Origin of the sequence: Paenibacillus kribbensis (genome assembly GCF_002240415.1) — a bacterium.
In the GTDB taxonomy this organism is placed as follows: domain Bacteria; phylum Bacillota; class Bacilli; order Paenibacillales; family Paenibacillaceae; genus Paenibacillus; species Paenibacillus kribbensis.
In genome coordinates this window covers 4,615,953-4,641,481 of record NZ_CP020028.1, presented here as the reverse complement: position 1 = coordinate 4,641,481, position 25,529 = coordinate 4,615,953, and the positions used below count along the sequence as shown (strand labels likewise).

The 25,529-nt window shown below is 46.3% G+C and carries 24 protein-coding genes and 1 riboswitch; of the genes, 16 read left to right on the top strand and 8 right to left on the bottom strand.

Going from position 1 to position 25,529, the window contains the following annotated elements; translation table 11 throughout:
• Window positions 1-30: 30 nt before the first annotated feature.
• Together B4V02_RS20660 and B4V02_RS20655 are read right to left on the bottom strand one after the other, a co-directional pair.
• Entirely contained in the window at window positions 31-666 is a 636-nt protein-coding gene (locus tag B4V02_RS20660; RefSeq protein ID WP_094156218.1) for a cyclodeaminase/cyclohydrolase family protein, read from the bottom strand.
• Window positions 663-1,529 carry a bifunctional 5,10-methylenetetrahydrofolate dehydrogenase/5,10-methenyltetrahydrofolate cyclohydrolase gene (locus B4V02_RS20655; RefSeq protein WP_094156217.1) on the bottom strand — a complete coding sequence of 289 codons (867 nt, stop codon included), beginning with the start codon at window positions 1,527-1,529 and terminating at the stop codon, window positions 663-665. Before B4V02_RS20655 ends, B4V02_RS20660 begins: the two co-directional genes overlap by 4 nt.
• 117 nt (window positions 1,530-1,646) lie before the next feature.
• Window positions 1,647-1,732: riboswitch (ZMP/ZTP riboswitch) on the bottom strand.
• A 220-nt stretch (window positions 1,733-1,952) separates the two neighbouring features.
• Here B4V02_RS20655 and desA point away from each other — a divergent pair.
• The 8 genes from desA to B4V02_RS20615 all read left to right on the top strand — a co-directional run bounded on the left by desA (window position 1,953) and on the right by B4V02_RS20615 (window position 9,908).
• Entirely contained in the window at window positions 1,953-3,008 is a 1,056-nt protein-coding gene (gene desA / locus B4V02_RS20650; protein ID WP_094156216.1) for a Delta(5) desaturase DesA, read from the top strand.
• A gap of 82 nt (window positions 3,009-3,090) precedes the next feature.
• A complete protein-coding gene (locus B4V02_RS20645) occupies window positions 3,091-4,224 on the top strand; it encodes a sensor histidine kinase (RefSeq protein ID WP_094156215.1) in 1,134 nt (377 codons plus the stop codon).
• The gene (locus B4V02_RS20640; RefSeq protein WP_094156214.1) at window positions 4,221-4,820 is read left to right on the top strand and encodes a response regulator transcription factor; all 600 of its coding nucleotides are present in this window, start codon (window positions 4,221-4,223) and stop codon (window positions 4,818-4,820) included. Before B4V02_RS20645 ends, B4V02_RS20640 begins: the two co-directional genes overlap by 4 nt.
• A 172-nt stretch (window positions 4,821-4,992) precedes the next feature.
• Window positions 4,993-5,616: a deoxynucleoside kinase gene (locus B4V02_RS20635; RefSeq protein ID WP_094156213.1), complete on the top strand. Its 624-nt coding sequence runs from the start codon at window positions 4,993-4,995 to the stop codon at window positions 5,614-5,616.
• A complete protein-coding gene (locus tag B4V02_RS20630) occupies window positions 5,613-6,254 on the top strand; it encodes a deoxynucleoside kinase (RefSeq protein ID WP_094156212.1) in 642 nt (213 codons plus the stop codon). Before B4V02_RS20635 ends, B4V02_RS20630 begins: the two co-directional genes overlap by 4 nt.
• A gap of 205 nt (window positions 6,255-6,459) precedes the next feature.
• Window positions 6,460-7,308, top strand: coding sequence for an Rpn family recombination-promoting nuclease/putative transposase (locus tag B4V02_RS20625; RefSeq protein WP_094156211.1), 849 nt, complete (start codon window positions 6,460-6,462; stop codon window positions 7,306-7,308).
• A gap of 192 nt (window positions 7,309-7,500) precedes the next feature.
• Window positions 7,501-8,502 carry a Gfo/Idh/MocA family protein gene (locus B4V02_RS20620; protein WP_094156210.1) on the top strand — a complete coding sequence of 334 codons (1,002 nt, stop codon included), beginning with the start codon at window positions 7,501-7,503 and terminating at the stop codon, window positions 8,500-8,502.
• 179 nt (window positions 8,503-8,681) lie between these two features.
• Window positions 8,682-9,908, top strand: coding sequence for an RtcB family protein (locus B4V02_RS20615; RefSeq protein ID WP_094156209.1), 1,227 nt, complete (start codon window positions 8,682-8,684; stop codon window positions 9,906-9,908).
• A gap of 188 nt (window positions 9,909-10,096) precedes the next feature.
• Here the strand turns inward: B4V02_RS20615 and B4V02_RS20610 are convergent, their stop codons facing one another.
• Together B4V02_RS20610 and B4V02_RS20605 are read right to left on the bottom strand one after the other, a co-directional pair.
• Entirely contained in the window at window positions 10,097-10,987 is an 891-nt protein-coding gene (locus tag B4V02_RS20610; protein WP_094156208.1) for a shikimate dehydrogenase, read from the bottom strand.
• Window positions 10,988-11,016: 29 nt separating this feature from the next.
• A complete protein-coding gene (locus tag B4V02_RS20605) occupies window positions 11,017-12,207 on the bottom strand; it encodes an MFS transporter (RefSeq protein WP_094156207.1) in 1,191 nt (396 codons plus the stop codon).
• A gap of 233 nt (window positions 12,208-12,440) precedes the next feature.
• Here B4V02_RS20605 and B4V02_RS20600 point away from each other — a divergent pair, with 233 nt between their 5' ends.
• The 3 genes from B4V02_RS20600 to aroD all read left to right on the top strand — a co-directional run bounded on the left by B4V02_RS20600 (window position 12,441) and on the right by aroD (window position 15,616).
• On the top strand, window positions 12,441-13,352 hold the full coding sequence (locus tag B4V02_RS20600) for a LysR family transcriptional regulator (protein WP_094156206.1): 912 nt from the start codon (window positions 12,441-12,443) through the stop codon (window positions 13,350-13,352).
• A gap of 132 nt (window positions 13,353-13,484) precedes the next feature.
• Complete coding sequence (locus B4V02_RS20595) at window positions 13,485-14,744, top strand: MFS transporter (protein ID WP_425270795.1); 1,260 nt, start codon at window positions 13,485-13,487, stop codon at window positions 14,742-14,744.
• 107 nt (window positions 14,745-14,851) lie between these two features.
• Window positions 14,852-15,616 carry a type I 3-dehydroquinate dehydratase gene (gene aroD / locus B4V02_RS20590; RefSeq protein WP_094156204.1) on the top strand — a complete coding sequence of 255 codons (765 nt, stop codon included), beginning with the start codon at window positions 14,852-14,854 and terminating at the stop codon, window positions 15,614-15,616.
• 101 nt (window positions 15,617-15,717) lie between these two features.
• On the opposite strand, the gene B4V02_RS20585 is transcribed toward aroD, so the two are convergent.
• Entirely contained in the window at window positions 15,718-16,290 is a 573-nt protein-coding gene (locus B4V02_RS20585; protein ID WP_094157054.1) for a shikimate kinase, read from the bottom strand.
• A 556-nt stretch (window positions 16,291-16,846) separates the two neighbouring features.
• On the opposite strand from B4V02_RS20585, the gene B4V02_RS20580 reads away from it, so the two are divergent.
• From B4V02_RS20580 to B4V02_RS20570, 3 genes are all read left to right on the top strand, one after another.
• Window positions 16,847-17,539: a pectate lyase gene (locus B4V02_RS20580; RefSeq protein WP_094156203.1), complete on the top strand. Its 693-nt coding sequence runs from the start codon at window positions 16,847-16,849 to the stop codon at window positions 17,537-17,539.
• Window positions 17,540-17,674: 135 nt separating this feature from the next.
• Window positions 17,675-18,715, top strand: a complete 1,041-nt coding sequence (locus B4V02_RS20575; protein WP_208618690.1) for an aminoglycoside phosphotransferase family protein — start codon at window positions 17,675-17,677, stop codon at window positions 18,713-18,715.
• A gap of 50 nt (window positions 18,716-18,765) precedes the next feature.
• A complete protein-coding gene (locus tag B4V02_RS20570) occupies window positions 18,766-19,764 on the top strand; it encodes a glycosyltransferase (protein ID WP_094156201.1) in 999 nt (332 codons plus the stop codon).
• 100 nt (window positions 19,765-19,864) lie between these two features.
• On the opposite strand, the gene B4V02_RS20565 is transcribed toward B4V02_RS20570, so the two are convergent.
• Window positions 19,865-21,055 (bottom strand): MFS transporter, encoded by a 1,191-nt coding sequence (locus tag B4V02_RS20565; protein ID WP_094156200.1) that lies wholly within the window; start codon window positions 21,053-21,055, stop codon window positions 19,865-19,867.
• A gap of 232 nt (window positions 21,056-21,287) precedes the next feature.
• Here B4V02_RS20565 and cysK point away from each other — a divergent pair, with 232 nt between their 5' ends.
• Together cysK and B4V02_RS20555 are read left to right on the top strand one after the other, a co-directional pair.
• A complete protein-coding gene (gene cysK / locus B4V02_RS20560) occupies window positions 21,288-22,211 on the top strand; it encodes a cysteine synthase A (RefSeq protein WP_094156199.1) in 924 nt (307 codons plus the stop codon).
• A gap of 45 nt (window positions 22,212-22,256) precedes the next feature.
• Complete coding sequence (locus B4V02_RS20555) at window positions 22,257-23,234, top strand: aldo/keto reductase (protein ID WP_094156198.1); 978 nt, start codon at window positions 22,257-22,259, stop codon at window positions 23,232-23,234.
• Between the two features lie 57 nt (window positions 23,235-23,291).
• On the opposite strand, the gene B4V02_RS20550 is transcribed toward B4V02_RS20555, so the two are convergent.
• Together B4V02_RS20550 and B4V02_RS20545 are read right to left on the bottom strand one after the other, a co-directional pair.
• Window positions 23,292-24,095 (bottom strand): WYL domain-containing protein, encoded by an 804-nt coding sequence (locus B4V02_RS20550; RefSeq protein WP_094156197.1) that lies wholly within the window; start codon window positions 24,093-24,095, stop codon window positions 23,292-23,294.
• Window positions 24,070-25,395, bottom strand: a complete 1,326-nt coding sequence (locus tag B4V02_RS20545) for a helix-turn-helix transcriptional regulator (protein WP_094156196.1) — start codon at window positions 25,393-25,395, stop codon at window positions 24,070-24,072. The genes B4V02_RS20550 and B4V02_RS20545 overlap by 26 nt, the downstream gene beginning before the upstream one ends.
• Window positions 25,396-25,529 lie beyond the last annotated feature (134 nt).

The following is a 25,529-nucleotide window of genomic DNA, read 5'->3' as shown; positions in this document are numbered from 1 at the left end:
AACTCAATGGCTCACCCTGCTATAAACGGACTAATTTGCGATTCGGCTGCGCACAATCAATAAGGTTTGTTCTTTGATTTGTGCAATTTCTCGGATGATCGCAGCTGTTTTGGCTTCATAGGATTGTTTGGCATCCAGGTCCTTTAGCGAGGCAAGGTTAATGTCAACGGTCAGCAGGGCGGATTGTGCAGCAGCTTCAAACAGGATCGCGCCTATGCCAAGATCAGAAATAACATTTTTATTGGACGTCTCTGCAATACGGCAGGCATGGGACAATCCGTCCCGGCATACTTCCAGCAGACGCATTGGTATCTCAATGGCAGCTATCACCGCGGTCTGTAGAGAATGGGTACGATAACGCTTTTCCTCGTCTGTTCCTTTGGGGAGCTTGAGCGCTGTCATGTACTGTTCAAAGGAGCGGATGTCTGCGGCCATCAGTTCCTCACAGCGTGTGGTCAGGCTTTCCATGCTGCGAATCACTTCGGTGATTTGTTCGTGGATGTGCGCGAACTTTTCTCCTTGTGAAAGGTTGGCGGTCATGGAGGTCATCGCCGCGCCCAGCGCCGCAGCCAGTGCGGATATACTTCCCCCTCCGGGCGTAGGAGCTGCGCTTTCAGCCTCTTTCAGAAATTGTCGAATGGAATCATTCCACGACAGTTCACTCATGAATAAACCACCTCTCGGGAGTATTGTTGCAGCTCAATCGCTTTGAGCAGATTTTTGTACAGGATGGCCGTCGTTAATGTGCCGACACCGCCAGGTACGGGAGAAATGGCATGTATCTTTTCTCCAACGTCTACAGCGGCATCTCCGACTATTTTTCCCTCCAGCGTCTCGTTAATTCCCGCATCTACCAAAATTAGGCCGGGATGCACCATATCCGATGTAATTACATCAGGGCATCCGACTGCGACGAAGGCAATATCTGCATGACTCAAATGTTCTGCAATATCACGTGTGCCCGCATGACAGGCGGTGACGGTGGCATTTTCTCTTTGCAGCATGTGAAAAAGAGGGAGTCCCACGGTCTGTCCGATGCCGACTAGAGTGACATTTTTGCCTGCCAAGGTGTGGCCGTAATGCTTGAGCAGCTCAATACAGGCTTGAGGTGTAGCGGGATATAGCCCGGCTTCACCAGTAACGGTAGCCAGCTTATTACCCGGGGTAATTCCATCAATATCCTTGTACGGGGCGATGGACTGTTTAATGACAGATGCGGATAGATGTCGGGGAAGGGGCAATTCCAGCATAATGCCATGTACATGCGAAGCTTCGTTCAGGCTGTCGATCAGGTGCAGGAGCTCGGCTTCTCTAACATGACGGTCAAAGGTATGGAGATGAAAGGAGATGCCCAGCTTCTCCGCTATTTTTTGCTTGGTCCGGGCGTAGTAGGCAGAGGCAGGATCACCTTCTACCAATAAAGTTGCCAGATGGGGACGATGTCCTTGCTGTTTGAGCTGTTCCACCTGGGAACGGATCGTTGCATACACTTGCTCAGCTGCTTCTTTGGATTTCATAATGATAGCCATTGTTCGGGCCTCCTCTGAATTTATCGCACAAATGGTGGAATCAACAGGGTGTCATGGTCTTGTAAAACAAAAAAAAGTATTTGCACAAGGTCGTCAGGATAGACGAATCCTCTGCAAATACTTCTCCCAGGCGAACGGCACGCTTTTGTTTGTATGCTCCCTCGTGGTTTATTCCACTGACTTCGCCAGTCACATACAGCGTTATTTGCTTTATATTTTAGCAAATAATCTCCCGAAAATAAACCCGTGAACCATTGGTAAATGGCTAAATGATTTAATGATATGACAAATGTCATACTCCTGAACTGACGTTTATGACTACAGCGGCCAGAGGCAGCTCCTTATACTGAGGTTAGATCTACATGTGCGTCTGACGAAGATCAAGGTACAGACGTCATTTTTAAAGGAGGATCAACATTAAGTATGGCACAGCCTTCATTAGCCCAATTGAAAAAAAATATGGCTCCTTACGAAAAAATAAATACGAAATCCAGTGTTCTGCAGCTCATTAACACCTTGGGTCCGCTGATCCTGCTATGGTATGCGGCTTATCTCAGTCTGTCGGTATCCTATTGGGTGACGCTTCCGATTACTGTTATTGCTTCAGGGTTTGTGGTAAGGACATTTATCATTTTTCATGATTGTGGTCATCAATCCTTCTTCAAAAGCCGCAGGCTGAACGACATTGTGGGAACGATTACAGGTGTTATTACGCTCTGTCCGTATCATCAATGGAAAAATAGTCACGCGGTCCACCATGCAACCAGCAGTAATCTCGATAAAAGAGGTACAGGGGATATGTGGGTACTTACAGTGGAAGAGTACGCCCAGGCTTCTGCATGGACACGGCTGGCTTATCGCATATACCGAAATCCTTGGGTTATGTTCGGATTGGGTCCGATTTATACTTTTTTGCTTTCCTATCGGTTTAACGTCAAAACAGCAAAGCGTAAGGAAAAAATAAACACTTATATCACAAATATATCTATCGTCGCCTTGTATGCATTGTTGTGCTGGGCTATTGGCTGGCAGTCGTTTCTGCTGATACAGGTGCCAATCTTTTTTGGTTCAGGCATGCTGGGAATCTGGCTGTTTTATGTGCAGCATCAGTTTGAGGATTCGTATTTTGAGCATGATGAAGAGTGGAGCTATATCAATGCAGCCGTAGAAGGCAGCTCTTATTACAAGCTACCTAAAGTATTGCAATGGATTACGGGGAATATCGGCTTTCATCACGTCCATCACTTGAGTCCCAAAGTGCCAAATTATAATTTGGAGAAAGCCCATGAAGCGACACCACTACTGCAAAAAGCGACCACCATTACCATGAGCAGCAGTCTGCAATCTCTGAAGTTCCGGCTTTGGGATGAAAGCACGAAAACCTTCTTGACCTTTAAACAAGTGAAGCCGCTGCTGGGCAAACGTGTTGCTGTTTCGAAACCCATTCCTGCACCTGTAGTGAGCACGGAAAGAAAATGAACAAAAAGAAAATGATTGGTACGCATTTCGATATGATAAGATAAGGGACAAAAGGAATGTGAAGGAGAGAAGGGTAGGCAGGATGCAAAAATGGTATCAGATTTTCCAAAAAAATACGGGACTTAGCCCTTATGTGTGGGTTGTCTTTTACATCCTGCCCTTTTATTATTTCAGTTCCTCCTCTACTAGTCATATTATTCTGGGCACCGCCATTATTTTAGTGTTTTTTGCTTGTTATGTGCTGGCTTTTGTTTCGCAGGGCTGGCTGGTATACTTCTGGACCAGTGTACAGATTGTCATATCGATTACTATGACGCTGCTGTTCAGCTATATGTATTTTTCCATATTTATCGCTTATCTGATGGGTAATATTAAAAGTAAATCCGCATTCACGACACTGTATATTGTTCTGATGGTTGTTACGATTGGACTGATCAATTATGGTTTTGTTTCTGAAAATCCTGTTTTTATCAAGCAGATTCCTTTTATTTTGCTCAACTTGATTGGTGTGATTCTTCTTCCAATCACGAATTTTAATCGTAACAAAAGTGATCGCCTTCAAGTACAATTGGAGGATGCCAATAAGAAAATATCGGAATTGATTAAGCTGGAGGAGCGGCATAGAATTGCACGTGATCTGCACGATACCTTGGGTCAGAAGCTGTCACTCATCGGACTGAAAAGCGACCTGGCGGGCAAACTGATGGATCAGTACCCGGAGCGGGCTCGGAATGAAATTAACGATGTTCGACTTACGGCGAGAAGTGCGTTAAAAGAAGTGCGGGAAATGGTGACTCAAATGCGGGGCATGCGATTAGAGGATGAACTGCTGCGTATCCGACAGATTTTAAAGGCTGCTCATATTGAATTGACCCTGGAGGGCGACCCGAAGCTGAAGCATACATCATTAATGAACGAAAATGTGCTTAGTATGTGTATGAAGGAGGCGGTGACCAATGTGGTTAAGCACAGTGGAGCCACCGCTTGCTCCATCATCATTGAGCCGTCTCGCAAGGAATTGACCCTTCGGATTCAGGATAATGGGACAGGCGTTATGGGAGAAAATGCAGTTTTTCGGGGACATGGCCTGCAAGGAATAAAGGAAAGACTCGAATTTGTGAATGGATGTATGGAGCTGCATTCAGATGAGGGAACGACCCTGGTCATTAAAGTGCCCAATATCACTGAAAAGCCGAACGAGGAGGTGGGGTCGTGATTCGAATTGTCATTGCGGAAGACCAGCGTATGCTGCTCGGTGCTCTTGCTTCGCTGCTGGACTTGGAAGAGGATATGAAAGTAGTCGGAAAAGCGAGCAACGGGGAAGAAGCTGTAGAGCTGGTCAAGCTGCACCAGCCGGACATATGCATCATGGATATCGAAATGCCGATAAAGAGTGGATTGGATGCGGCTGAAGAACTCAAGGGATTGAACTGTAAAGTGATGATTTTGACCACATTTGCTCGCCCCGGGTATTTTGAACGGGCCATCAAGGCAGGTACGCACGGCTATTTGCTCAAGGATAGTCCCAGTGAAGAACTGGCTTCCTCCATTCGCAGTATTATAGCGGGTCGTCGCATTTATGCCCCGGAACTGGTCGATGATGCCTATGCCGAAGTCAATCCGTTAACTGAGCGTGAGAAGACCGTATTGGCACTCATTGCTGATGGGAAGAACACGAAGGAGATTGCTGGTGAACTGTATTTAACGACAGGGACGGTGCGCAATTACATCTCAGTCATTCTCGACAAGCTGGGTGTCAAAAACCGGATTGAGGCGATTACACGTTTTAATGAAAAAGGCTGGTTTAAATGAGTGACTGGCAGAAATATTTGAGCAGAAACAGAGATGGCTATGAAGCAGGATATGGCAGCTCTGTTTTTTTGTTTTATCCATAGATTTGATATGCCTTTAACATACTTCCTTGTGATACAATAGGATAGTTGTCCACAGGATGGACTGGAGTACAAGGAGGAACGAAAACCGCATGAAACATGCCCCTTTTATCGCTGTTGAAGGGCCTATCGGAGCAGGTAAAACAACGTTGGCTTCGATGCTTTCAACCGAGCTGCATATGCCGATCATTAAAGAAATTGTTGAGGAGAACCCGTTTCTCGATAAATTTTATCAAAATATAGATGAATGGAGCTTTCAACTGGAAATGTTCTTTCTCTGCAACCGATACAAGCAGCTGGAGGACACCGGCCTGCAATATCTCGAGAAAGCTCAGCCTGTTATTTCTGACTATCATATCTACAAAAATCTGATTTTTGCCGAACGCACACTTAAGGGTATAAAGCTTGAAAAATATCGTAAAATTTATCACCTGCTGACAGATGACATGCCTAAGCCGGACATTATCATTTATATTAGAGCCGATTTGGATACTTTGCTGGGCAGAATTCGTAAGCGGGCACGTTCATTTGAACAGGAGATGGACCCCGCCTATCTGGAGCAGTTAATTAAGGATTATGATAAAGGCATTCAGTTTCTTGCTGAGCAATCCCCTGCGCCCCGTATATTGACCATAGATGGGAATGAGATTGATTTTGTAGAAAACCAAGCACAGTTCGAACAAATTGTTTCCGATGTAAAGGAGCTTATTCAATGAATAATTACAACATTCCCGCGAATGCCCTGATTACGGTAGCGGGCACGGTAGGTGTAGGGAAATCCACGCTAACGGCAGCTTTGGCTGAACGCCTTGGCTTTAAAACCTCTTTGGAGCAGGTTGATCATAATCCGTATCTGGAAAAGTTTTATCATGATTTTGAAAGATGGAGCTTTCATCTGCAAATTTATTTTCTCGCTGAGCGCTTCAAGGAGCAAAAAAATATTTTCTTGTCCGGTGGAGGCTTTGTGCAGGATCGTTCCATTTATGAGGACACAGGTATTTTTGCGAAAATGCATGCCGATCAGGGAACGATGAACCCTACGGATTATGAAACGTACACGAGCCTGTTTGAGGCGATGGTGATGACGCCATTTTTCCCGCATCCCGATGTGCTGATCTACCTGGAAGGCAGCCTGCCATCCATACTGAACCGGATCAAGGAACGCGGTCGCGAGATGGAAATCCAGACCGAAAGGGCCTATTGGGAGCAAATGCATCGCAGATATTCCAAGTGGATCAACGAGTTCGATGCATGCCCTGTTCTGCGTCTAAACATTGATGAATATGATGTACATGATCCGGCTTCTATGGATGCCATTTTGACAGAAGTAGGCAAAGTGATTTCCAAAAAATAAGTTTTACTTACCGTCCAAGAGGACGGTTTTTTTGCGTTATATACTCTAAAAAAATATGCACATATATGCAGATAAGCTCACTAAAAATGATTCATCAGGAATATAGTTTAACGCTTATGAAGATGGTATATTTTAATGGACATAAATAAGAACATACGTTCTGATTTGTGTTTTCTTATTAAGAGTCGTGGTATAATATGAGCAGATGGAGCTGATTCTATTGGTAGAAATGCTGGATCCCCGGAATGACTTTTTGTTTAAGCGTATTTTTGGAAGTGAGGAAAATCGTGATGTGCTTTTAACTTTCCTGAATCGTACTTTTGAGGAAGCGGGGAAACCTCCATTAACAGAAATTATACTTTTGAATCCGTATACGGATAAAGACGCACCGCGTGATAAGCAGTCTATTTTAGATATTCGGGCCAGAACGTTGGAAGGTCAGCTTATTAATGTGGAGATGCAGCTTTTTAATAAATATGACATGGATAAGCGAACCTTATTCTATTGGAGTAAGCAGTACGCAGGACAATTATACGAAGGCCAATCTTACAAGCTGCTAAGAAAGTGTGTGACAATCAACATTTTGAATTACTCTTTCCTGCCGAATGGCCGATATCATAATGTGTTTCATTTGACGGAGGACCGTACGGGCATCCCGTTTAGTGATGATATGGAGTTGCATTTTCTAGAGTTGCCCAAGCTGGATGAGCAAGTTGTCCCGGCTGGCAGAGGCGGTTTGGTCAACTGGCTTTTATTTTTAAAGGGAATTAATCCATCTCAATGGGAGGTGCTAGCTATGAATGAACCTGGTTTGAAAAAGGCGATGACTACGCTGGAGTTTCTAAGTCAGGATAAAGAGGCACGTTTACAGTATGAAGCCCGACAAAAGTACCTGCATGATGAGGCTTCTATGATTGAAGGCGCAAGGGAAGAAGGAGAGCGCCAAAAAGCTCTTGAAATTGCACGGAACATGCTGAATATGGGCCTTGAAATCGAAGTGATTGTAAAAGCGTCTGGCTTATCTGAATCAGAAGTCCGCGCATTGAAGGCATAAAATTAAAAGCATACAAAGACTGTAGTACAATCAGAAATAATTGGAGCTGATGACTACAGTCTTTTTTTGTCGAATAAAGGATGGTGAAGAACAAGATATATCTACGATATAGTGGACAAGCCTTGGTTAGAATGCGAGAATAGATACATACATTTGAATGAGAATGACTCACGGGGAGGATGGGATACTTTGATGCGCTTTGGCATTATTGGAACCAACTGGATAACGGAGAGGTTTATTCAAGCCGCGATGGAGACGGACGAATTTTCCCTGACCGCGGTATACTCACGAACAGAGGATAAAGGCAAAGCTTTTGCTGCTCAATATAACAGCCAAGCAGAGGTTTTTACAGACCTGGCTCAAATGGCTGCCAGCGATCAGGTGGATGCCGTATATATCGCCAGTCCCAATTCCTTGCATGCGGAGCAGGCGATTGTGTGTATGAATCACGGAAAGCATGTGCTCTGTGAGAAGCCGTTTGCTTCAAATGCAACAGAGGTGCGGAGCATGATCGAAGCCGCACGCAACAACAATGTTCTGTTGATGGAAGCCGTTAAATCCACGCTTATGCCCAACTTTAAAATCATAAAGGAGCATATGTATAAAATAGGCCGGGTCCGGCGTTATTTTGCAAGCTACTGTCAATACTCCTCACGCTTTGATGCCTTTAAGCAAGGAAACGTATTAAATGCCTTCAATCCGGCTTTTTCCAATGGTTCCTTGATGGATTTGGGAGTGTATTGCTTATATCCTATGGTGGCACTGTTCGGCAAACCGGATGAGGTTCGTGCAGTGGGTGTGCTATTGTCCTCTGGCGTCGATGGCGAGGGCAGTATTGTGATGCGATATCCTGATATGGATGCAGTTGTCATGTATTCCAAAATTACCGATTCCTATCTGCCTGCTGAAATTCAGGGTGAGAATGGAACGATGGTGATCGACAAAATCAGTCAGCCCTATGAGGTGAAAATCCATTATCGGGACGGCACCATAGAGGATTTGACGAAAGCTCAGACCCGTGAGCCGATGTATTATGAAATTCAGGAGTTTATGGATCTGATCAAAATTGGAGAACACAACAGTTCCATTAACTCATTGGAGTGTTCACTTGCAGTCGCTGAAGTGATGGAAGATGCAAGACAGCAGATCGGCCTTCGTTATGAAGCGGATTTGAAAAATATGTCTGCACATTAGTTTGTTGAATGATCAGTATGACACGAGCATAAAGGCTGCCGATTTTGCAATTTTGCAAATATACGGTAGCCTTTTTTTGCTTGTAATACTTCCACCCTGTTCGGCAGCTCCCAAAACGTACATAATGCAATGAGCAGATACAACATTCGAAATGAAGTCACTACAGGAGGAAAAAAACAATGGCTTATCAAGAAATCCATGGCGTACGGGTATGGGGAGCGCCCGATACAGGAGCATTATCACAAGCACGTACGTGTGCGGAGAATGGCAATGTGATTCAGGCGCTGCTGATGGCGGATCATCATAAAGGCTACAGCCAGCCCATCGGCGGTGTAGTGGTGTATGACGGACAAATTTCGCCTTCGGGCGTCGGCTATGATATTGGCTGCGGAAATAAAGCGGTAAGAACCAAGTTGTTTGCGGCAGATGTTAAGCCCCACATTTCATCCATCATGGATAAAATTGCACGTCAGGTTTCGTTTGGCGTAGGTCGTGTGAATGCGGTTCAGGTCGATCATGAGCTGTTCGATGATCCCGATTGGGCGGTATATGCAGCGATTGGGAAACAGGAGCATGACAAACTCAAGTCCCTGGCGAGAGAACAACTGGGTACGGTAGGAAGCGGTAATCATTTTGTTGATGTATTCATAGAGGAAGCGACAGGGCAGGTCTGGATTGCAAATCATTTTGGCAGCCGGGGCTTTGGGCATAAAACGGCGAGCGGATTTTTAAACCTGGCCGCTGGACGGGATTTTCTCGGTAAAGCGCCGGGCGAGCATATGGATCAGCCGCCAGTGCTGCTGGACATGAACAGCGAGCTGGGGGACATGTATTACCGTGCGATGCGGCTTGCCGGACGTTATGCTTATGCGGGACGTGATTATGTTATAGATCAAGTGCTTGGTATTATGGGGACCGAAGCGGACATTGTCGTGCATAATCATCATAACTATGCATGGAAGGAACAGCATAATGGACGTGACACAATCGTTGTCCGCAAAGGCGCTACTCCTTCAGCCCCTGGACAAATGGGCTTTATTGGGGGAAGCATGGGGGATATTTCGGTCATTGTACGGGGGAAGGATACGGTAGAAAATCGGGACTCCTATTATAGTACCGTTCATGGAGCGGGTCGGATTATGAGCCGTACCCAGGCGGCCGGTAAAATGAACTGGAAAACCCGTACACGAAGTGGCGGCCAAATTACAGACCAGCAGATGAAGGAGGCCGTTCGGAACTATGGTGTCGAGCTGCGCGGAGCGGGAACAGATGAAAGTCCGTTCGTCTACCGCAAGCTGCGTGAGGTACTGGACGCTCATTCTGAGACTGTGGAAATTCTGCATGAGCTGAAGCCGATTGGAGTATGCATGGCTGGGGCCAATGAGTTCGACCCATACAAGGACTAACGAAACGATCTATATAAAGCTGAACACAAAAGACACGGAAACGGAGTAGGCAGAATAGTGGTGTACAAGTAACAAAAAGACGATGCCCGGCAGAAGTGTTCATTTGCCGGGCATCGTCTTTTGAGTACATATTTGAGTATATAATAGAAAGAAAGTTTTGAATGCTATGCTTGCTGTAACCCCGCGCCTTACAGTTGATCGGCAAAAAGCTGTTCTTTGATGAAATCGACCGGCATTTCTTGACCTGTCCACAGCTCAAAGGCCAGTGCTCCCTGCCATAGCATCATGCCCAAACCGTTAATGGCGGTTGCGCCTACGGATTCGGCTTGCTCTATCAGCCTGGATTTAGCCGGGCTGTATACGACATCGGTCACAATCAGGTCGGAACGAAGCATAGACACATCTTCAATCACACTTTTACCTTCCAGCGGTTTCATGCCGACACCTGTACCGTTAGCGAAAATGTGGCTTGTACGAATCTCTTCACGTAATTGTTCTTGGTCTTCCAGTGGATAAATACTTGCCTTGACCTGGGCGTGTTTCATATCTTCATTAATAATGCGGACATTTTCTTTTGCGCGGGCAAAGAACTGGTCGTCGCGAGCGAAAATTGAAATTTCAGCCAGACCAGCCCGAGCGGCTTCAATGGCAATCGGAGTAGCAGCACCGCCTGAGCCGACGAGTGTCATTTTTTTGCCTTTCAGATCAATCCCGTGTTCACGCAGGTTGCGAACGTAACCAGATCCGTCTGTACTGTAGCCTTTCAGCTTGCCATTGGTATTTACCACAGTATTGACTGCTCCGGTAAATCTGGCGCTATCGTCCAACTCATCAAGGTACTGAAGAATAGTTGTCTTGTTAGGCATCGATACGTTATAGCCGCGTATATTCAAGGCTCGTAGACCTCGTACCACTTCTTCCAGCTGTTCATTCCCTACTTCAAAGGCCATATACACATTGTTCAGCCCCAGTTTTTCAAACGCAAGGTTGTGCATAGCCGGAGACAAAGAGTGTCCGATAGGTGTAGCAAGTAGTCCGATAAGTTGTGTTCTTCCGTCAATACGTCCAGCATTTTTCATCATATAATCCTCCAGGTTAATTGTGTAGTTTAATGAAACACTTTTTTATATCGATAAGCAACAAACATGGCCAGCAATATACTGACTACGGCAATCGCGATATCCAGAATGAAAACCGAGGTAATTCCCAGACTTTTGGACATGCCCCCGGTAGCGAGCGGCATCAAGATGAATGCAAGGCTGGCTGCAATGTTTACGAAAGATGTCGTAGTCCCTTTGTTTTTGCGGAAAAATTCGGTCATAACGGTAAGAGCGATTTGGAATATGCCCGCGGTCGACAAGCCAATTAAGAATGAACTGATTATAGTGGCGACAGGATTGTGCCATGTAATTAAAGCCAGCAAGGAAAGCAAAGCAACAAACGGATACACAATCATGACGGTAACCGGTTTAATGAGTCTGCCAAGTGCCACGGCTAACAGAATAACGGAAACCAATGAACCTATACTATAGTAGCTCAGCAGTTTAATGGCACTGGCCTTCTCCATGCCCAGGGCCTCTTGACCAAAGGTAGGCAGCCATAGCTGCACGATCATGAACAATACAGTGGAAGTAAAACCGATAATGATTAGAGACAGACCCTCTTGCCAAAACTTTGGCTCACTGTGGAAAGTATCCACCGATTGGGCAGTGTTGGTTGCAGCCTGTTGTTCCTCCAGTTTGTGATTGGGAAAGGCTGTCATCGATAAGAAGATACCGCTCAGCAGATAAATACCTGCCGGAATAAAGAAGGAGTAGCCATAGAACATATTGTGATCGATAAAGAATGCGATCATGAACGGAATAACAATGGCACCGATAGAAACGGATGCTTTGACCAAGACGGTTGCAGATCCGGCTTTTTTTCCGAACCCTTCAATTAGTGCAGGATAGGTTCCCGCATCCATCATGGAGTTACAAACCCCTGCGATAATGGCAAATACAAAGGCCACGGCATAGTTGGGTGCAAGGGGAATGCCGATCAAGAAAATTAAATACGCAAAGGATGCAATAACAATAAGCGGTTTCCTTCCGTATTTGTCTGACATTTTTCCGGCTACCCCGAGTGCTAGCAGCTTACCGATCCCGATGGCCGACACCAGATAACCAATGGCAGCCTTATCCGTATTCAATTGCACGGTCAGGAAGCTCATATTCGAGGAGAGAATAACATTGATCATACCTAGAAGAAAATAATTGATGTAAAGCCCTGCTGCCATTTTGATATAAGGATTTTTCATAAGGTGTAACTCCCAACTTAATTTTTAGATCAATGGCCTAAGTAGGCATTGTCCAGCCGTACTGCAGTAAGCCTGAAATAAAGTGAAAATATTCACAATATTTCAATGACTCAATTATGATATGCCTTTATTATATTAAGGAGTGGTATCATAAATCCAATGCATATTTCTATCATTTTCTATAGTTTAGGTCTATAATTTTAAATATAAATCAATGAAGGAGACTCCATGTTATGAACCTGAAACACTTACAATATTTTCGTGTACTTGCAGAAATGGAGCATTTCACCCAGGCTGCTGCACGATTATGTATTACTCAGCCCAGTTTGAGCCATGCAATTTCAGAATTGGAAAAGGATTTGGGGGTTCATTTGTTTGAAAAGCAGGGAAGAAATGTTCGGCTGAACAAATACGGGCGGTTTTTTCTAAAGTATGTAGAGCACGCAATGGACGAATTAGAGAAGGGAGAGCATGATTTGCGGGAATTGGTGAGTCCAAGCCAGGGGACCATAGATTTGGCGTTTATCTACACGTTGGGCTCTCATTTCATTCCGGCGATTATTCAAGCCTTCTCGGCTTTGGACGGCCGCAAGGACATATCCTTTTCTTTTCACCAAGGGAATACGAACGATATTATTCAAGGCCTGAAGCAGGAGCATTATGATGTGGCATTCTGCTCTCATGTTGAAAATGAACCGGATGTGGAGTTTATTCCGCTGGCTCAGCAGGAGCTGGTCGTTATTGTTCCACCCGATCATCCGCTGGCTTCGCTCAATCAAATTGATCTCAAGGATACGGCGGATTATCCAATTATCTTTTTTAACAAAAAAAGCGGCGTCCGGCCCATTATCGAAAATTTGTTCGCCAGAGCAGGGGTTACGCCACAAATCATTTGCGAGATTGAAGAGGATACGGCAATGGCAGGACTGGTGTCTATCAATTACGGGATCGCGGTCATGCCCCGAATTTCTTCGCTAGAATATTTTAACGTCAAAATATTGCCTATTGTAAATCCCGAATACGAGCGGTTTATCTATCTGGCCAGCATCAAAAATAGATATTTATCCCCGGCGGTCGTGGACTTTCGGAACTTTGCACTTAGCTATGGCGAGGAATTTTATCTGAAAACGCATCAGCGTGTCTAAGCTGTGTCCCGCAGTATTTTCGCTTGATAAATTTTAAAATGTGTTCTATACTTCATCATCAATACAGAAAATGTGAAATGATTCACATTAGTAATGCCACAAGACTTACTTACAAAAGCAGGTGAATTCATGATGAAACGTTCTTCTTTCTCGGTGGCGACTGGCCTATATGTAAACTATCTTCTGTTTGGTATGTTTAATATTATGCTGGCGTCACACATGTCCTTTTTAACAGAGCATTTTCATACAGATCAGGCGGGCATCAGTCTTTTGGTTTCCGCGATGGGATTTGGCAGGCTGTTTACGCTGTACATATCTGGAGTGCTCTCTGACCGTTATGGTCGCAAGCCGTTTATTGTGGCCGCAGGGCTGCTGATGGCCGTTTTCCTGGTTGGTATACCGCTAAGCCCCAGCTTTGAAATGGCGATGGTGCTGGCTGTACTGGCAGGTGTGGCGAATTCCTTTCTCGATTCCGGCACCTATCCGGCTCTGATCGAGGCGTTCCCGCAGTCTTCCGGTTCGGCTACAGTTTTGGTAAGAGGCTTTATATCCATTGGGGCGGCATTTTTACCGTTGATGATCATCTTTTTTATGAATCACGATATTTTTTACGGGTTTTCATTTTTTGTGCCAGCACTTATATTTGGTCTGAATGCGATTTATTTGTTCAAAATGAAATTTCCAGACATGCGGGTTCAGTCACCAAAGGAGTCCTTACGTGATACTTCGGTATCTGGCGTTGAACAAACGGTCGAATTGGTAGCAAATGACCGGAGTAAGCCGCGGTTTTGGCAGGAAGGACTGAGTCTTATTTTGCTCGGCTTTACAGGACCAACCTTGCTGTATATTGTTCAGCTGTGGCTGCCTACCTTTGGACAGCAGTTTATCGGTCTGACCGAGTCAGAGTCTCTTAGACTATTAGTCTATTACAATGTCGGTTCACTGGTTTCCGTGTTTGTACTGGTTATTGTGTTAAGAAAGTGGATCAAGCCTGTTCAGGTTATTCTCATTTATCCTTGTATTTCTTTGCTGGCATTTGGGGCGCTTCTTCTTTTCAAATCACAGACAGCGGCTATTATTTGTTCAAGTATTATAGGGTTTTCTATCTCGGGCGTGCTTCAGCTGACATTGTCCGTCATGAGTGAATTTTTTAGTGAACGAAAAGGGCAGATCACCGGATTTGTTTACACAGCAACTTCGCTGTCGTACACGGTTATTCCCGTGTTTACCGGCTTTCTTTTGAAGCATTCTCAAATATCCAGTGTTTTTATGCTGGCTCTGATTGTGAATGCGGTGGGGATTGCGCTGGCAGTGTTTGTTAATTTCCGGTATAGTGCCGTTTTTCCATCAAGTCGCAAATTATCCTCTACAATTGTGTTTGATCCAGAGTAAGCCAACAAACCGGGCCTAATCATCTGCATGCTTATTCAGAATGCGTTACACTATGAAATATTGTAAAATGTTCGACTTAAAACTATGAATTGGGGAGTGGATTGGAAATGGAAAAAATCGTAAAGGTGAAAGATGTATTGATCGGTGAAGGAGCGCCTAAAATCTGTGTTCCAATGGTGGGAGAAACGTTGGAGCAATTGAAGGAAGAGGCTGCTCATCTACGCACACTCGACCTGGATATCGTAGAGTGGAGAGTTGATTTTTTTGAGCATGTGGAGAACCTGGAGCAAGTGAAGGCTGCCTTGAATGAAATTCGGTCAATTCTGGGAAATATTCCACTCGTCTTTACGTTTCGCAGTGCCCGGGAAGGCGGAGAAAAGGAGATCAGTGCTGCGAGTTATGTGGAGTTGAACCGCACGGTGGCCGAGACGGGGCAAGTAGAACTCATTGATGTGGAGCTTTTCAATGAGGAGGCTGATGTGAAAACACTGGTAGAAGCTGCGCATCGGCATCAAGTGTATGTGATTATATCCAACCATGATTTTCAGAAGACGCCGCCGAAGGAGGAAATCGTATCCCGGTTGCGCAAGGCGCAGGAATTGGGAGGCGATCTGCCTAAAATAGCGGTTATGCCAACCAATACAGCCGATGTGCTAACCTTGCTGGATGCAACGCGTACGATGGCAGAGGAGTATGCGGATCGGCCTATTATTACCATGTCGATGGCGGGAAAAGGCGTCGTGAGCCGTCTGACCGGGGAACTGTTTGGTTCGGCTCTGACCTTTGGGGCTGCCAAGAAAGCTTCTGCGCCGGGGCAGATTCCTGTCACCGAACTGAGAGAAATATTGACGGTGCTGCATCGTCACAATTAGAGGATGCATGACGCTACTGCCGATAAGTGTGAATCCGCAGTGAGCAAAAAAAGGAAGGCCCTCATGCAGTGACATGGTTGGGTCTTCCTTTTTGTAATTTTTTAATTCAATCCCCGAGTAGGCTCATACAACTCCCAGCCCAGATTTAGAGTTTGGATAATATAGTCTGCGACTTCTTCCGCATCCAACTGATCTGTATCGATCTTAGAGTGATTCACCGCATAAATATCCTGTCTGGAACGGAAAAGTTCTTCAATTTCCTCTAAGGTCTTGTTTTGCAGATTTGGTCGAGTATCAATCAGCATTTTGAGCCGATCTTTCCAGGAATTCCAATTTAAATCCAGGAAGAAAACGATGGATGAAGCCAAACAAGCCTGTTTCACTTCTTCCTGTAAAAATGCTCCCCCGCCAACGGAAATGATTTTCAGGCGAGTATTGCTGCACAACTTCAGAATATGCTCCTTTTCAATTTCACGGAATCGCTGTTCTCCGTATGTCTTGAAAATCTCTGTTGTGGGCATGTTGTACTCTTGTTCAATTTCCTGGTCAATATCCACGAAATCCCGATACAGCTTGCGCGCAAGATGGGAACCGATCGTTGTTTTGCCTACACCCATAAAACCAATGAGCACAATATTTTGTTCTCTTAATGGAATCTCTGTATTGTTTTGCACCATAACCACTCTTTTCTCACCAGTAATGTTGAGATGTAACGCTTCAAAGCACTAAATACATTATACGTTCATCAAACGTCGCTTTCAATAGCATAGATCATATCAGAAGCGAGGTACAAGTTCATGATGTAATTATCATCCTATGGAATGCCATAGAATATAGTAGACGGTTAATCATGAAAAATTCCGATGCGTAATTTGACGAAGAGTAGATTTGAACAAGTATAAAAAAGGCGAAATTGTGTACTTTGTTGAAGAAAAGGACATATTTTTCCGGATTACATATTGAAATTACTGGAAGTTTGACTATAATGGAATTATGCAATTTGTAAATGAAATCGCTATATTTACAAATTGTGTTTTTTAATAAAGTGCAGTTCATTACTTTGAACCAAATACCAAGTATACATATGCTAGTTATTTCTTATTAGATCATCCCACACAGACGTGTATCGGTTCCTGGGTTCATTGTCCAAAGGTGGTGAGAAGGTCTACTCGTTTTGCTCAGCTCAGATACAGCGGCAGAAATAAAAAATGGACGAAAGGGATGAATTGAATGAACATAAAAACAACCAAAGTATTGAAAAAGGGAATAAGTATTGCTTTATCAGGTATGCTGGTCGCATTATTTGTTGGCAATTATTCTGCTCATGCAGCTCCGGAAGTTGTTCATAAGACCATCGTTGTCAAAGCCGGAGAAGTATACGATGGTAAAGGGAAGACCGTAGTCGCTGATCCCGATACTCTGGGGGACGGAAGCCAGAAAGAGAATCAAAAGCCTATTTTCAAGCTTGAAAATAATGCAACACTGAAAAATGTGATCATCGCTGCGCCTGCTGCGGATGGTGTGCATGTTTATGGCAATGGAACTATCTCCAACGTAACGTGGGAGGATGTAGGTGAAGATGCATTGACGCTCAAAAAATCAGGTACGGTAAACATTACGGGCGGCGGAGCGTTCCATGCCTATGACAAAGTATTCCAAATGAATGCCGAAGGCACGATTAACATTAAAAACTTTAGAGCCGATGATATCGGAAAGCTGGCTCGCCAAAACGGGGGCACTAAATACAAAGTAAACATGACGCTGGATAACTCCGATATTTCCAACGTAAAGGATTCAATCTTTAGAACGGACTCCTCTAGCAGCTCGGCCAGAATTACAAACTCTCGTTTTCACAATGTGGAACAATTGTTCAAGGGCTTTAAATCCAGCAACACGAGTGAGTCCGGCAATACTAAATATTAACCAGAGCAGGATAGGAGTACGGGGATGACAAGGGGCTGTCCAACAGGTCGCGTGGATCTGATTGGACAAGCCCTTTTTTGGTGCATCGAGCTACCCAAAGGCGATCCGGACTTCGTTTGAGACGAGGACTGTGATATGATCTTGCTATTACATTTTATACAAAAGAGTTGGGTAGCTATGAATCTATTTCATCATTATGTGAACGCTGACGGTACTTTGAATGATACGCTGGTGCAGAATCGTGAAATTTTATATACAGGTACGAATGGTCGAGATGTGGAACGTTTTTACGTACTACCTTCTGAAAGTTATGTGTTCAAGCCGTTGACCAATGATGAGCAGGAAGGCCGGGAGAGATGGGTGTATGAGCATGTGCTTCCTTCGTTGCCGCCCATCTATCCTCGACTGCTGGCCTATTCTGGCCCAGGCACGGATGGCGGAGGGGAATGGATGATTTTGGAGGACCTTGGTCCGCTGCATCATCTACATGAAGAAGAAACGATGCTGCAAGCTGTTGGATTTGTCGCATGGTGGCATGCTTTGCCGACAGAGCGTTTTACTGGCCTTCCGCTGCGAGGACCGAAGCCGCTTATTGAGGAGATGGCTTCTGAGCTGTACGAGCGCAAGCCTGAAGTGCTGAAGCTTTGCAGTTCACTGGGATTCTCGGAGCAACAGGTGCAGCGTATTTATGTAAAGCTGGAGCACCAGTCTTTTGCTCAGCAGCTTGTACTGTCGCATGGTGACCTTCATCCAGGGAACTATGCGCTGAGCGGGGAGCGGCTCATGGTGCTGGATTGGGAGCATGCTCATCTGAACATACCACTGTGGGATGTATATCATCTGATCGACATGTCCCATCCGTTGTTCCCGCGTCGCATGACGTCCGATTTGCGTATTCGCATGCTGGACACGTATCTGGAGCAGCTGGAGCTGCTCGGTATAAGAATGGATCGAGCGGCATTTTTGCTGGAATATGGCATGTTTGCTGTGATATTTTCGCTGTGGATGATATTGCTGATTCACAGTGATTTACAGAGGATTGGATCGGATGTGCATAGAAATAGCAACAAATGGTCAAAAGAGCAATTAAAAGCTCAACTGAAGGAAACGTCAGCCTGCTTGAGCGAATGTGCAGCGATGATGGAATGGGACAAGTTCAACGCTGTGAATAAATAGCGGTTCAGACACAGGATGCATCAAGATCGTCAAAGAAAGTGGGGAAATCGATGAAAAAAGTCGGCTTGGTCATGAGAAAAATACAATTTGCTGAAGCGCAGGGTCCGCGTATTTTTGCAGAACGTCTGAAGCAGATTGGACTGGAATTGGGGGTGGATATCGTATTTGTATCACCGGAGCGCCATGTGAGCAGCCATGACTGGTTACCGGGTTATGAGCACGAAAAGGGTGATCTCGTCAATTATGATATCGTATTGGACCAGCTCCATGAGCAGCAGATTGAGCACGTGATTTATACGGTATCCGGCTTTACATATTTGAACATGTTTTTTAAAAACAGTGTACTTTTTCCGCACAGTTTTCCTGATCCGGCACTTACAGGCTACGAGATGATGAAGCCTTTTTATCAAATCGTAGACAAGGCTATCGTACAGACTGCCTTTCTCAAGCAGGAGATGGCATCGAAGTTTGGCGTAACCGATGTGACGGTGATCCCGATTGGATTCGATGAGCGGCTGGTGGAAAAGCATTTCGACCCTTCACAGGTTGTGGATAACCGGGTGATGTGGATCGGTAGAGATGAGGAGAATCGGCGTCCTGATCTGGTGCTGGAGTATGCGCGGCATAATCCTGACAAGGATGTCTATATGGTGTTTGGCGGAGAACGCTACAAGGAAAGCATGAAGAAATATGACATTCCGGACAATGTAAAGCTACAATTTGCGTTGACGCAGGATGAGGTGTTTGCGCTGATGAACACGGCGAAGGTGTATTGGAGCTGCTCCAAATTCGACACGTTCGCGATGCCGCTGACCGAAGCGCTGGCCATGGGAAAAATCGTTGTCAAGCCGGAGCATCCTTGCTATGGACATATCAGTTCCACGCATTCTTTTTCAGGGAATGAGAAAAACTGGTTCGAGCTGGTCAATATGGCTGCCGCCTCACCTCGCCGGGTTTCGATGGAGAATCAGGCATACGCCATGGAACAATTTTCGAGTAAGGTGATGAAGCAGGGGTATCGGGACTTTTTTTACCGTTGGTTAAGCTGAGCATTTGGATAGAGCCTTTCAATTTTAATGACTGGTTAGATACGTCGATTAAGTACACTAAAAAGGGACTTGCGCTCAAATGAACGAAAGTCCCTTTTTTCTATGACTGCGTCTCTACTGCTGCTTCAGCAAGAGCTGTTTTGCGATCCATCATGTAGCTGACCAGCATAAGGAACAGGCCGCCGACGGTGATCAGTGATGCGACCCATGGGATGGCAGCCAGCCCCATTTGATTAATAACGACTCCACCGATAAAAGCGCCACCTGCGTTGCCCAGATTCAAAGCAGAATGGCTGGAGGTGGAGGAGAGCAATGGAGCTTCATAGGCCAGATTCATAATGCGAACCTGAATGCCTGGCATGATGCCGAACGCGGCAATCCCCCAGATAAAGACGGTGATGACAGCCAGTACCTTGCTGTGAAGCGTAAAGGTCAAAATAGCCAAAATAATGGCCAATACAGCATAGTTTGCAATCAAGGACGGCAGCAGCTTCCAATCTGCGAGCTTGCCGCCAACGATGTTGCCGATGGTTACGCCGAGCCCAAACAGGACGAGAATCCATGTAATGCTATGCTCGGCAAAGCCGCTAATATCCGTAAGCAAAGGCGTAATGTACGTAAAGACAGAAAACAGGCTGCCACAGCCGACAGCCCCTGTGAGCAGCATCAGCAGTACCTTGGGATGAAACAGGCTTCGGACTTCCTGTTTGAGACTGGAAGGCTTGTCCTGCTGAATGACCGGGATATAACGAATGATGCCGAAAAGAGAAATGAGACCGATCACGACAATGGCTCCAAACGAAGCACGCCAGCCGAGCTGTTGCCCAATAAAGGTGCCAAAGGGCACGCCGATAATGTTCGCTACGGTCAATCCGGTCAGGACCATAGAAATGGCACCCGCCCGCTTGTCTGGACGAACCAGTCGGGCGGCGATCAGGGAACCGGCTCCCAAAAAGGTTCCGTGTGATAACGCGGTAGCCATTCGGGCGGCAATGAGAAGCTCGTAGTTGGGCGCAACGACGGAGAATAGATTGCCTAATATAAATATGGTCATTAGCAGGCAGAGCAGCTTTTTTTGCGGCACCTTGTGGGTTAATACGGTAAGCACAGGTGCGCCAATGGCCACACCCAGCGCGTAGCTGGTGATAAGCTGTCCGGCTTGCGGAATCGTAACATGAAGATCATGGGCTACATTGGGGAGCAGTCCCATAATGACGAATTCGGTCATACCGATGGCGAAGGCACCAAGTGTCAGCCATAACAAGGAGGGGGGAAAGCGATTTGCTGTCATAGTTTCTTGAGTACTCGTATGTTTCTTATATCCTCCTGAAAAAATAGTACTGCGAGTATATCACTACAGACGATATCTGGCGACCCATTTTGCAAGAATTTTACAAACTAAATCGATAAGATTGATGTAATTTACAAAAGCGCGGGTAGGGAGCAGCTAATTATGTTATTTTGTTAGTAGGATATTAGGATAGTAAATAACGATGTATGGAACAGCCAAGGAGGGGACAACGATGGCACTTAAAGTGGTACATCATATTACCGATTTAATTGGAGATACGCCTTGTGTACGGTTGCAACGGCTCACAGGGCCGCAGGATGCAGAGGTGTATGTGAAGCTGGAATATTTTAATCCAAGCGGCAGCGTCAAGGATCGTGCGGCGGGCAACCTGATCGCAGAGGCCGAAAAGGCAGGGCATCTACAGCCGGGAGGCATCATTATTGAGCCGACTAGCGGCAACACGGGAATTGGACTTGCGATGAATGCGGCTGCCCGAGGCTATCGTGCGATTCTGGTGATGCCGTCGAATATGACGAAGGAACGAATCAATATTTTGAAAGCATACGGTGCTGAGGTCGTGCTGACCCCGGCAGAGGAACGGATGCCCGGTGCGATTCGCAAGGCGCTTGAGTTGGGGGCTGAAATTGAAGGGAGCTTTATCCCGCATCAATTTGAAAATGAGGCTAACCCGGACATTCACCGTACAACGACGGCACTTGAAATTTTGGAACAGACGGAAGGAAGACTGGATGTATTCGTCGCTTCTTCGGGAACAGGCGGTACCATTACGGGAACGGGTGAAGTGCTGCGCCAGCATTTGCCGAATCTACGGGTGGTTGTGGTCGAGCCAAAGGGTTCGCCAGTGCTGTCCGGTGGAAAACCCGGTCCGCATAAGCTGGTTGGCACCAGTCCGGGATTTATTCCTGACGTACTGAATACGAAGGTTTATGACGAAATCGTACAGGTTGCCGATGAGGATGCGATTGCAATGACCCGGGCGATTGCTGCCCAGGAAGGGATTCTTGTGGGGCCCTCCAGTGGAGCTACGATCTGGACGGCCATTCAGGAGGCCCGGCGTTTGGGAGCGGGCAAGCGGGTGCTCTGTATCGCGCCAGATACCGGAGAACGTTATTTGAGCATGGGGATATTCGGATAAAGATTATATGACGCAAATATTTTGAAGGATGAAGGAGGAGCAATAATGAAGATCATGCCTTTACAGAAACGTGGAATCTCAGATAGTCGTTTGGCGCTTGGTTGTATGCCTTTTGGTGGAGAATGGAGTCATGCCCCATTTACGCAGGAGCATATCGTTGAAGCAGAAAGAGCGGTAGAAGCAGCGCGTTCCATCGGAATTACGATGTTCGATCATGCAGACATTTATCGCATGGGAAAAGCGGAAGAAATTTTCGGTCGGATTTTAAAGGGACAACCCGGTTTGCGTGAACAAATCGTAATTCAGTCCAAATGCGGGATTTTCCTGCCGGATGGTACGCTTCCGGGCCGTTTTGACTTCTCATATGCTCATATTATGGAGTCTGTGGACGGCATTCTCAAGCGTCTGGGAACCGAATACTTGGACATCCTGCTGCTGCATCGCCCCGATCCGCTGGTAGAACCGGAAGAAGTAGCAGAGGCATTCAGCAAGCTTAAGGCGTCCGGCAAAGTACGGCACTTTGGTGTTTCCAATATGAATGTAAGCCAGATTCGGTTTTTGGAGCGCAGCCTGACGGAGCCATTGATCGTGAATCAGCTGGAAATGAGCCTGGCACATCTGCATTTTGTAGACCAGACAGTGCATGTGAATCAGCAGGCGGGGACGAATGTGCATTTTGGCGAAGGCTTGCTGGAATATTGCCAAACGGAGGATATTCAGCTTCAAGCGTGGGGACCGCTGGCGCAGGGACGTTTTAGCGGAGGTCCTTTGGACGGAGAGCCGGAGCATGTTCGTAAGACGGCAGAACTAGTGCAAAAGCTGGCTTCTGAAAAAGACACGACACGTGAAGCTATCGTCCTGGGCTGGCTTATGAAGCATCCGGCACGGATTCAGCCCGTCATTGGCAGCGCTAATCCTGAACGAATCAAGGCTTGTCAGGATGCGGAACGTCAGAGCGAGCTGATGACCCGTGAGGAATGGTATGAATTGTACGTCAGCGCGCGTGGACAAGCTTTGCCGTAACTCGTTGAAAAGGCCCTTCCTTTGTCTAATGAACGGACGAGGAAGGGCCATTCTTGGCTATTCTTCTTCTTCGTACCGCGCGAGCGCTTTGGCGATGGTCTCCTTCATGCGGGAAATCAGCCGGGCGCCCTGGACGACCCTGACACGTTTGCCGAGGAAACGGATTTTGGATAGCACATATTCACATTCGTCTGCCTGAAAGGTGAGCGTAATACGATAGGTATCTACTTCCTGAACATATTCCACCTCTTTTTCAAAGCAGGAAAAAGCATATAAAATACGGGACATTTCCCCGTTGTATATAGGAATAATCTCAATGATGCCCTGTACTTTGCGCGACTCCAGAATACCGAGTATACGCTGGGTCAATTTCTCTGCTTCTTCAGGTGAAAACTCTTCCTCCGAGACGGTTACGATGTTAGACAGCTTGGTGGACATCAGCGCGCGGTGTCGGCGGTTATACCACAGCAGGCTCCATTCTTTCTTGACCATGGAATATTCCAGCTTGTAAGGAAACCCGGACATTCGCTCATGCGTGCGCCCATTGCGCAGTCTGTAGTTCATACAGATGCCTGAACGGGACCGCAGGATGGGACGCAATACACGCAGGAGTGGATGATAGACGGAGGAAGCAGAGCTGCCTGCCTTTTCCTTCAAGCTCCCATCGGCCTCTAGCGGCTCATCGTCTGCCAACATCGATCGAAGCTTATCCAGCGTTGCTGGTGTAAAAGCCTCTGCCGCCGCTGAGTCTGCCAGCATGGATTGGAGCCAGACCCTTTCCTGCGATGTGGTGGCAAAAGCGCCCGATTCATCCAGTCGTGAGACGATCTGATAGTTAAATATTTTCTCGAACAGGCTCATAATAGGCTTGCAGCTCCTTCCATTCCTGCCTGAATTCCTTGCGCAGTTGCCGGGGCTCCAATACTTCACAGCTTGACCCGAAGCTGCGAATCCACGGTTTGATCTCGGTAATTCCATTCACCGTAATTTCATAGATAAAGGATTCATTATCTTCTTCCGTAATCGTACCCCATTGTCCTTGTGACAGCACACGTTCCCGGATAAAGTTGCGTTTTGCGCCCTCAGGATTATAAAAACGTACCCGAACCTTTACAGCGCGTCCAGTATCCACAAGCCAGCTATACCGCGTTTTTTCTTCCAGCACCGCCAGCAGATCGGCAAAACGCTGCTCTGGCACGGACTCTCCCTCCATTAATTGAGTCATGCCCTCCAAACGGAACTTCATGATTCCTTTGCCGCCCACGTGACCCAGCACATACCAGCGTCCGTATTGATGATCATAGATGACCTGCAAGGGCAGAATGGTATGTTCACGGCCTTCTGTCTCCTTTTCAAACAGCGGATTGGTATTCTGTGACCCGTACATGCTTCGTTTGGATGTCGAAAAATATAAAAAAGTCACACAGCGACGTTGCCGAATGGCATGCAAAAGCGGATGGATATGGGCCTCGTCCAGAATGCGTGAGTAGTAGTGATACTTATATAAAAAAGGTTCCGCCATATCTCGATCTCCGCCTTGACGGCGCATCGCTTTTTTTAAATGATCACGCAGCAGAAATCCCTGCACGGAGGGAAGCTGGGTGTTGGCCATAATGTCCACAAAATCATACAGGTCCAGTAATTCTTCATCTGTCAGCCCTGCGACCAGATCATTGCGGACAGCATAGCGGTACGGTCTGCCGCCGGGCTCTTTGCGAACCACACCGACTTCGACCAGATATTTCAGGTCCGAACGGATTGTTTTCTCATCCGGCAGTGGATTGTCGGATGGCAGTCCGTCACAGCAGGCATCCAGCAGCTCCATAGTGGTCAGGGGCTGTGATTGCAGTGCTGTCAGCAGTAAAGCCAAACGGAGGCTTTCCGATTCCTTGAGCGATTTGGCTCGAAATAGGAATAGCAGTAGTGGATCAGCGGATTCATAATAATTGAAGCGCAGCAGCTCGTTAAAATCGTGCCCCTGCTCCGCAGGCAGCTGCTGCTGCACGGATTGGACGATTTCCTTGAGCCGCCGAATTGTCTTGTCGAAGGTATGTACCGAAATGCCCAGTCTGTCTGCAAATTGCTGCCGATTGTAAGCGCCGCTGGTCAATGTCAGCATGCGCAGAAATTGAATTTCTTTGTCAAAGCTTTCTCTCGCCATGGTGATTCCCCATTTCTGTGCTATTCTGCGAAAGGATGTATCTCTTTATTTTAACAGGGAAGGAATGCATGAAAAAGGGAATTTATTCATGTTTGTAATACTTACACCATGTTCACGACTTCCAAAATCAAGGA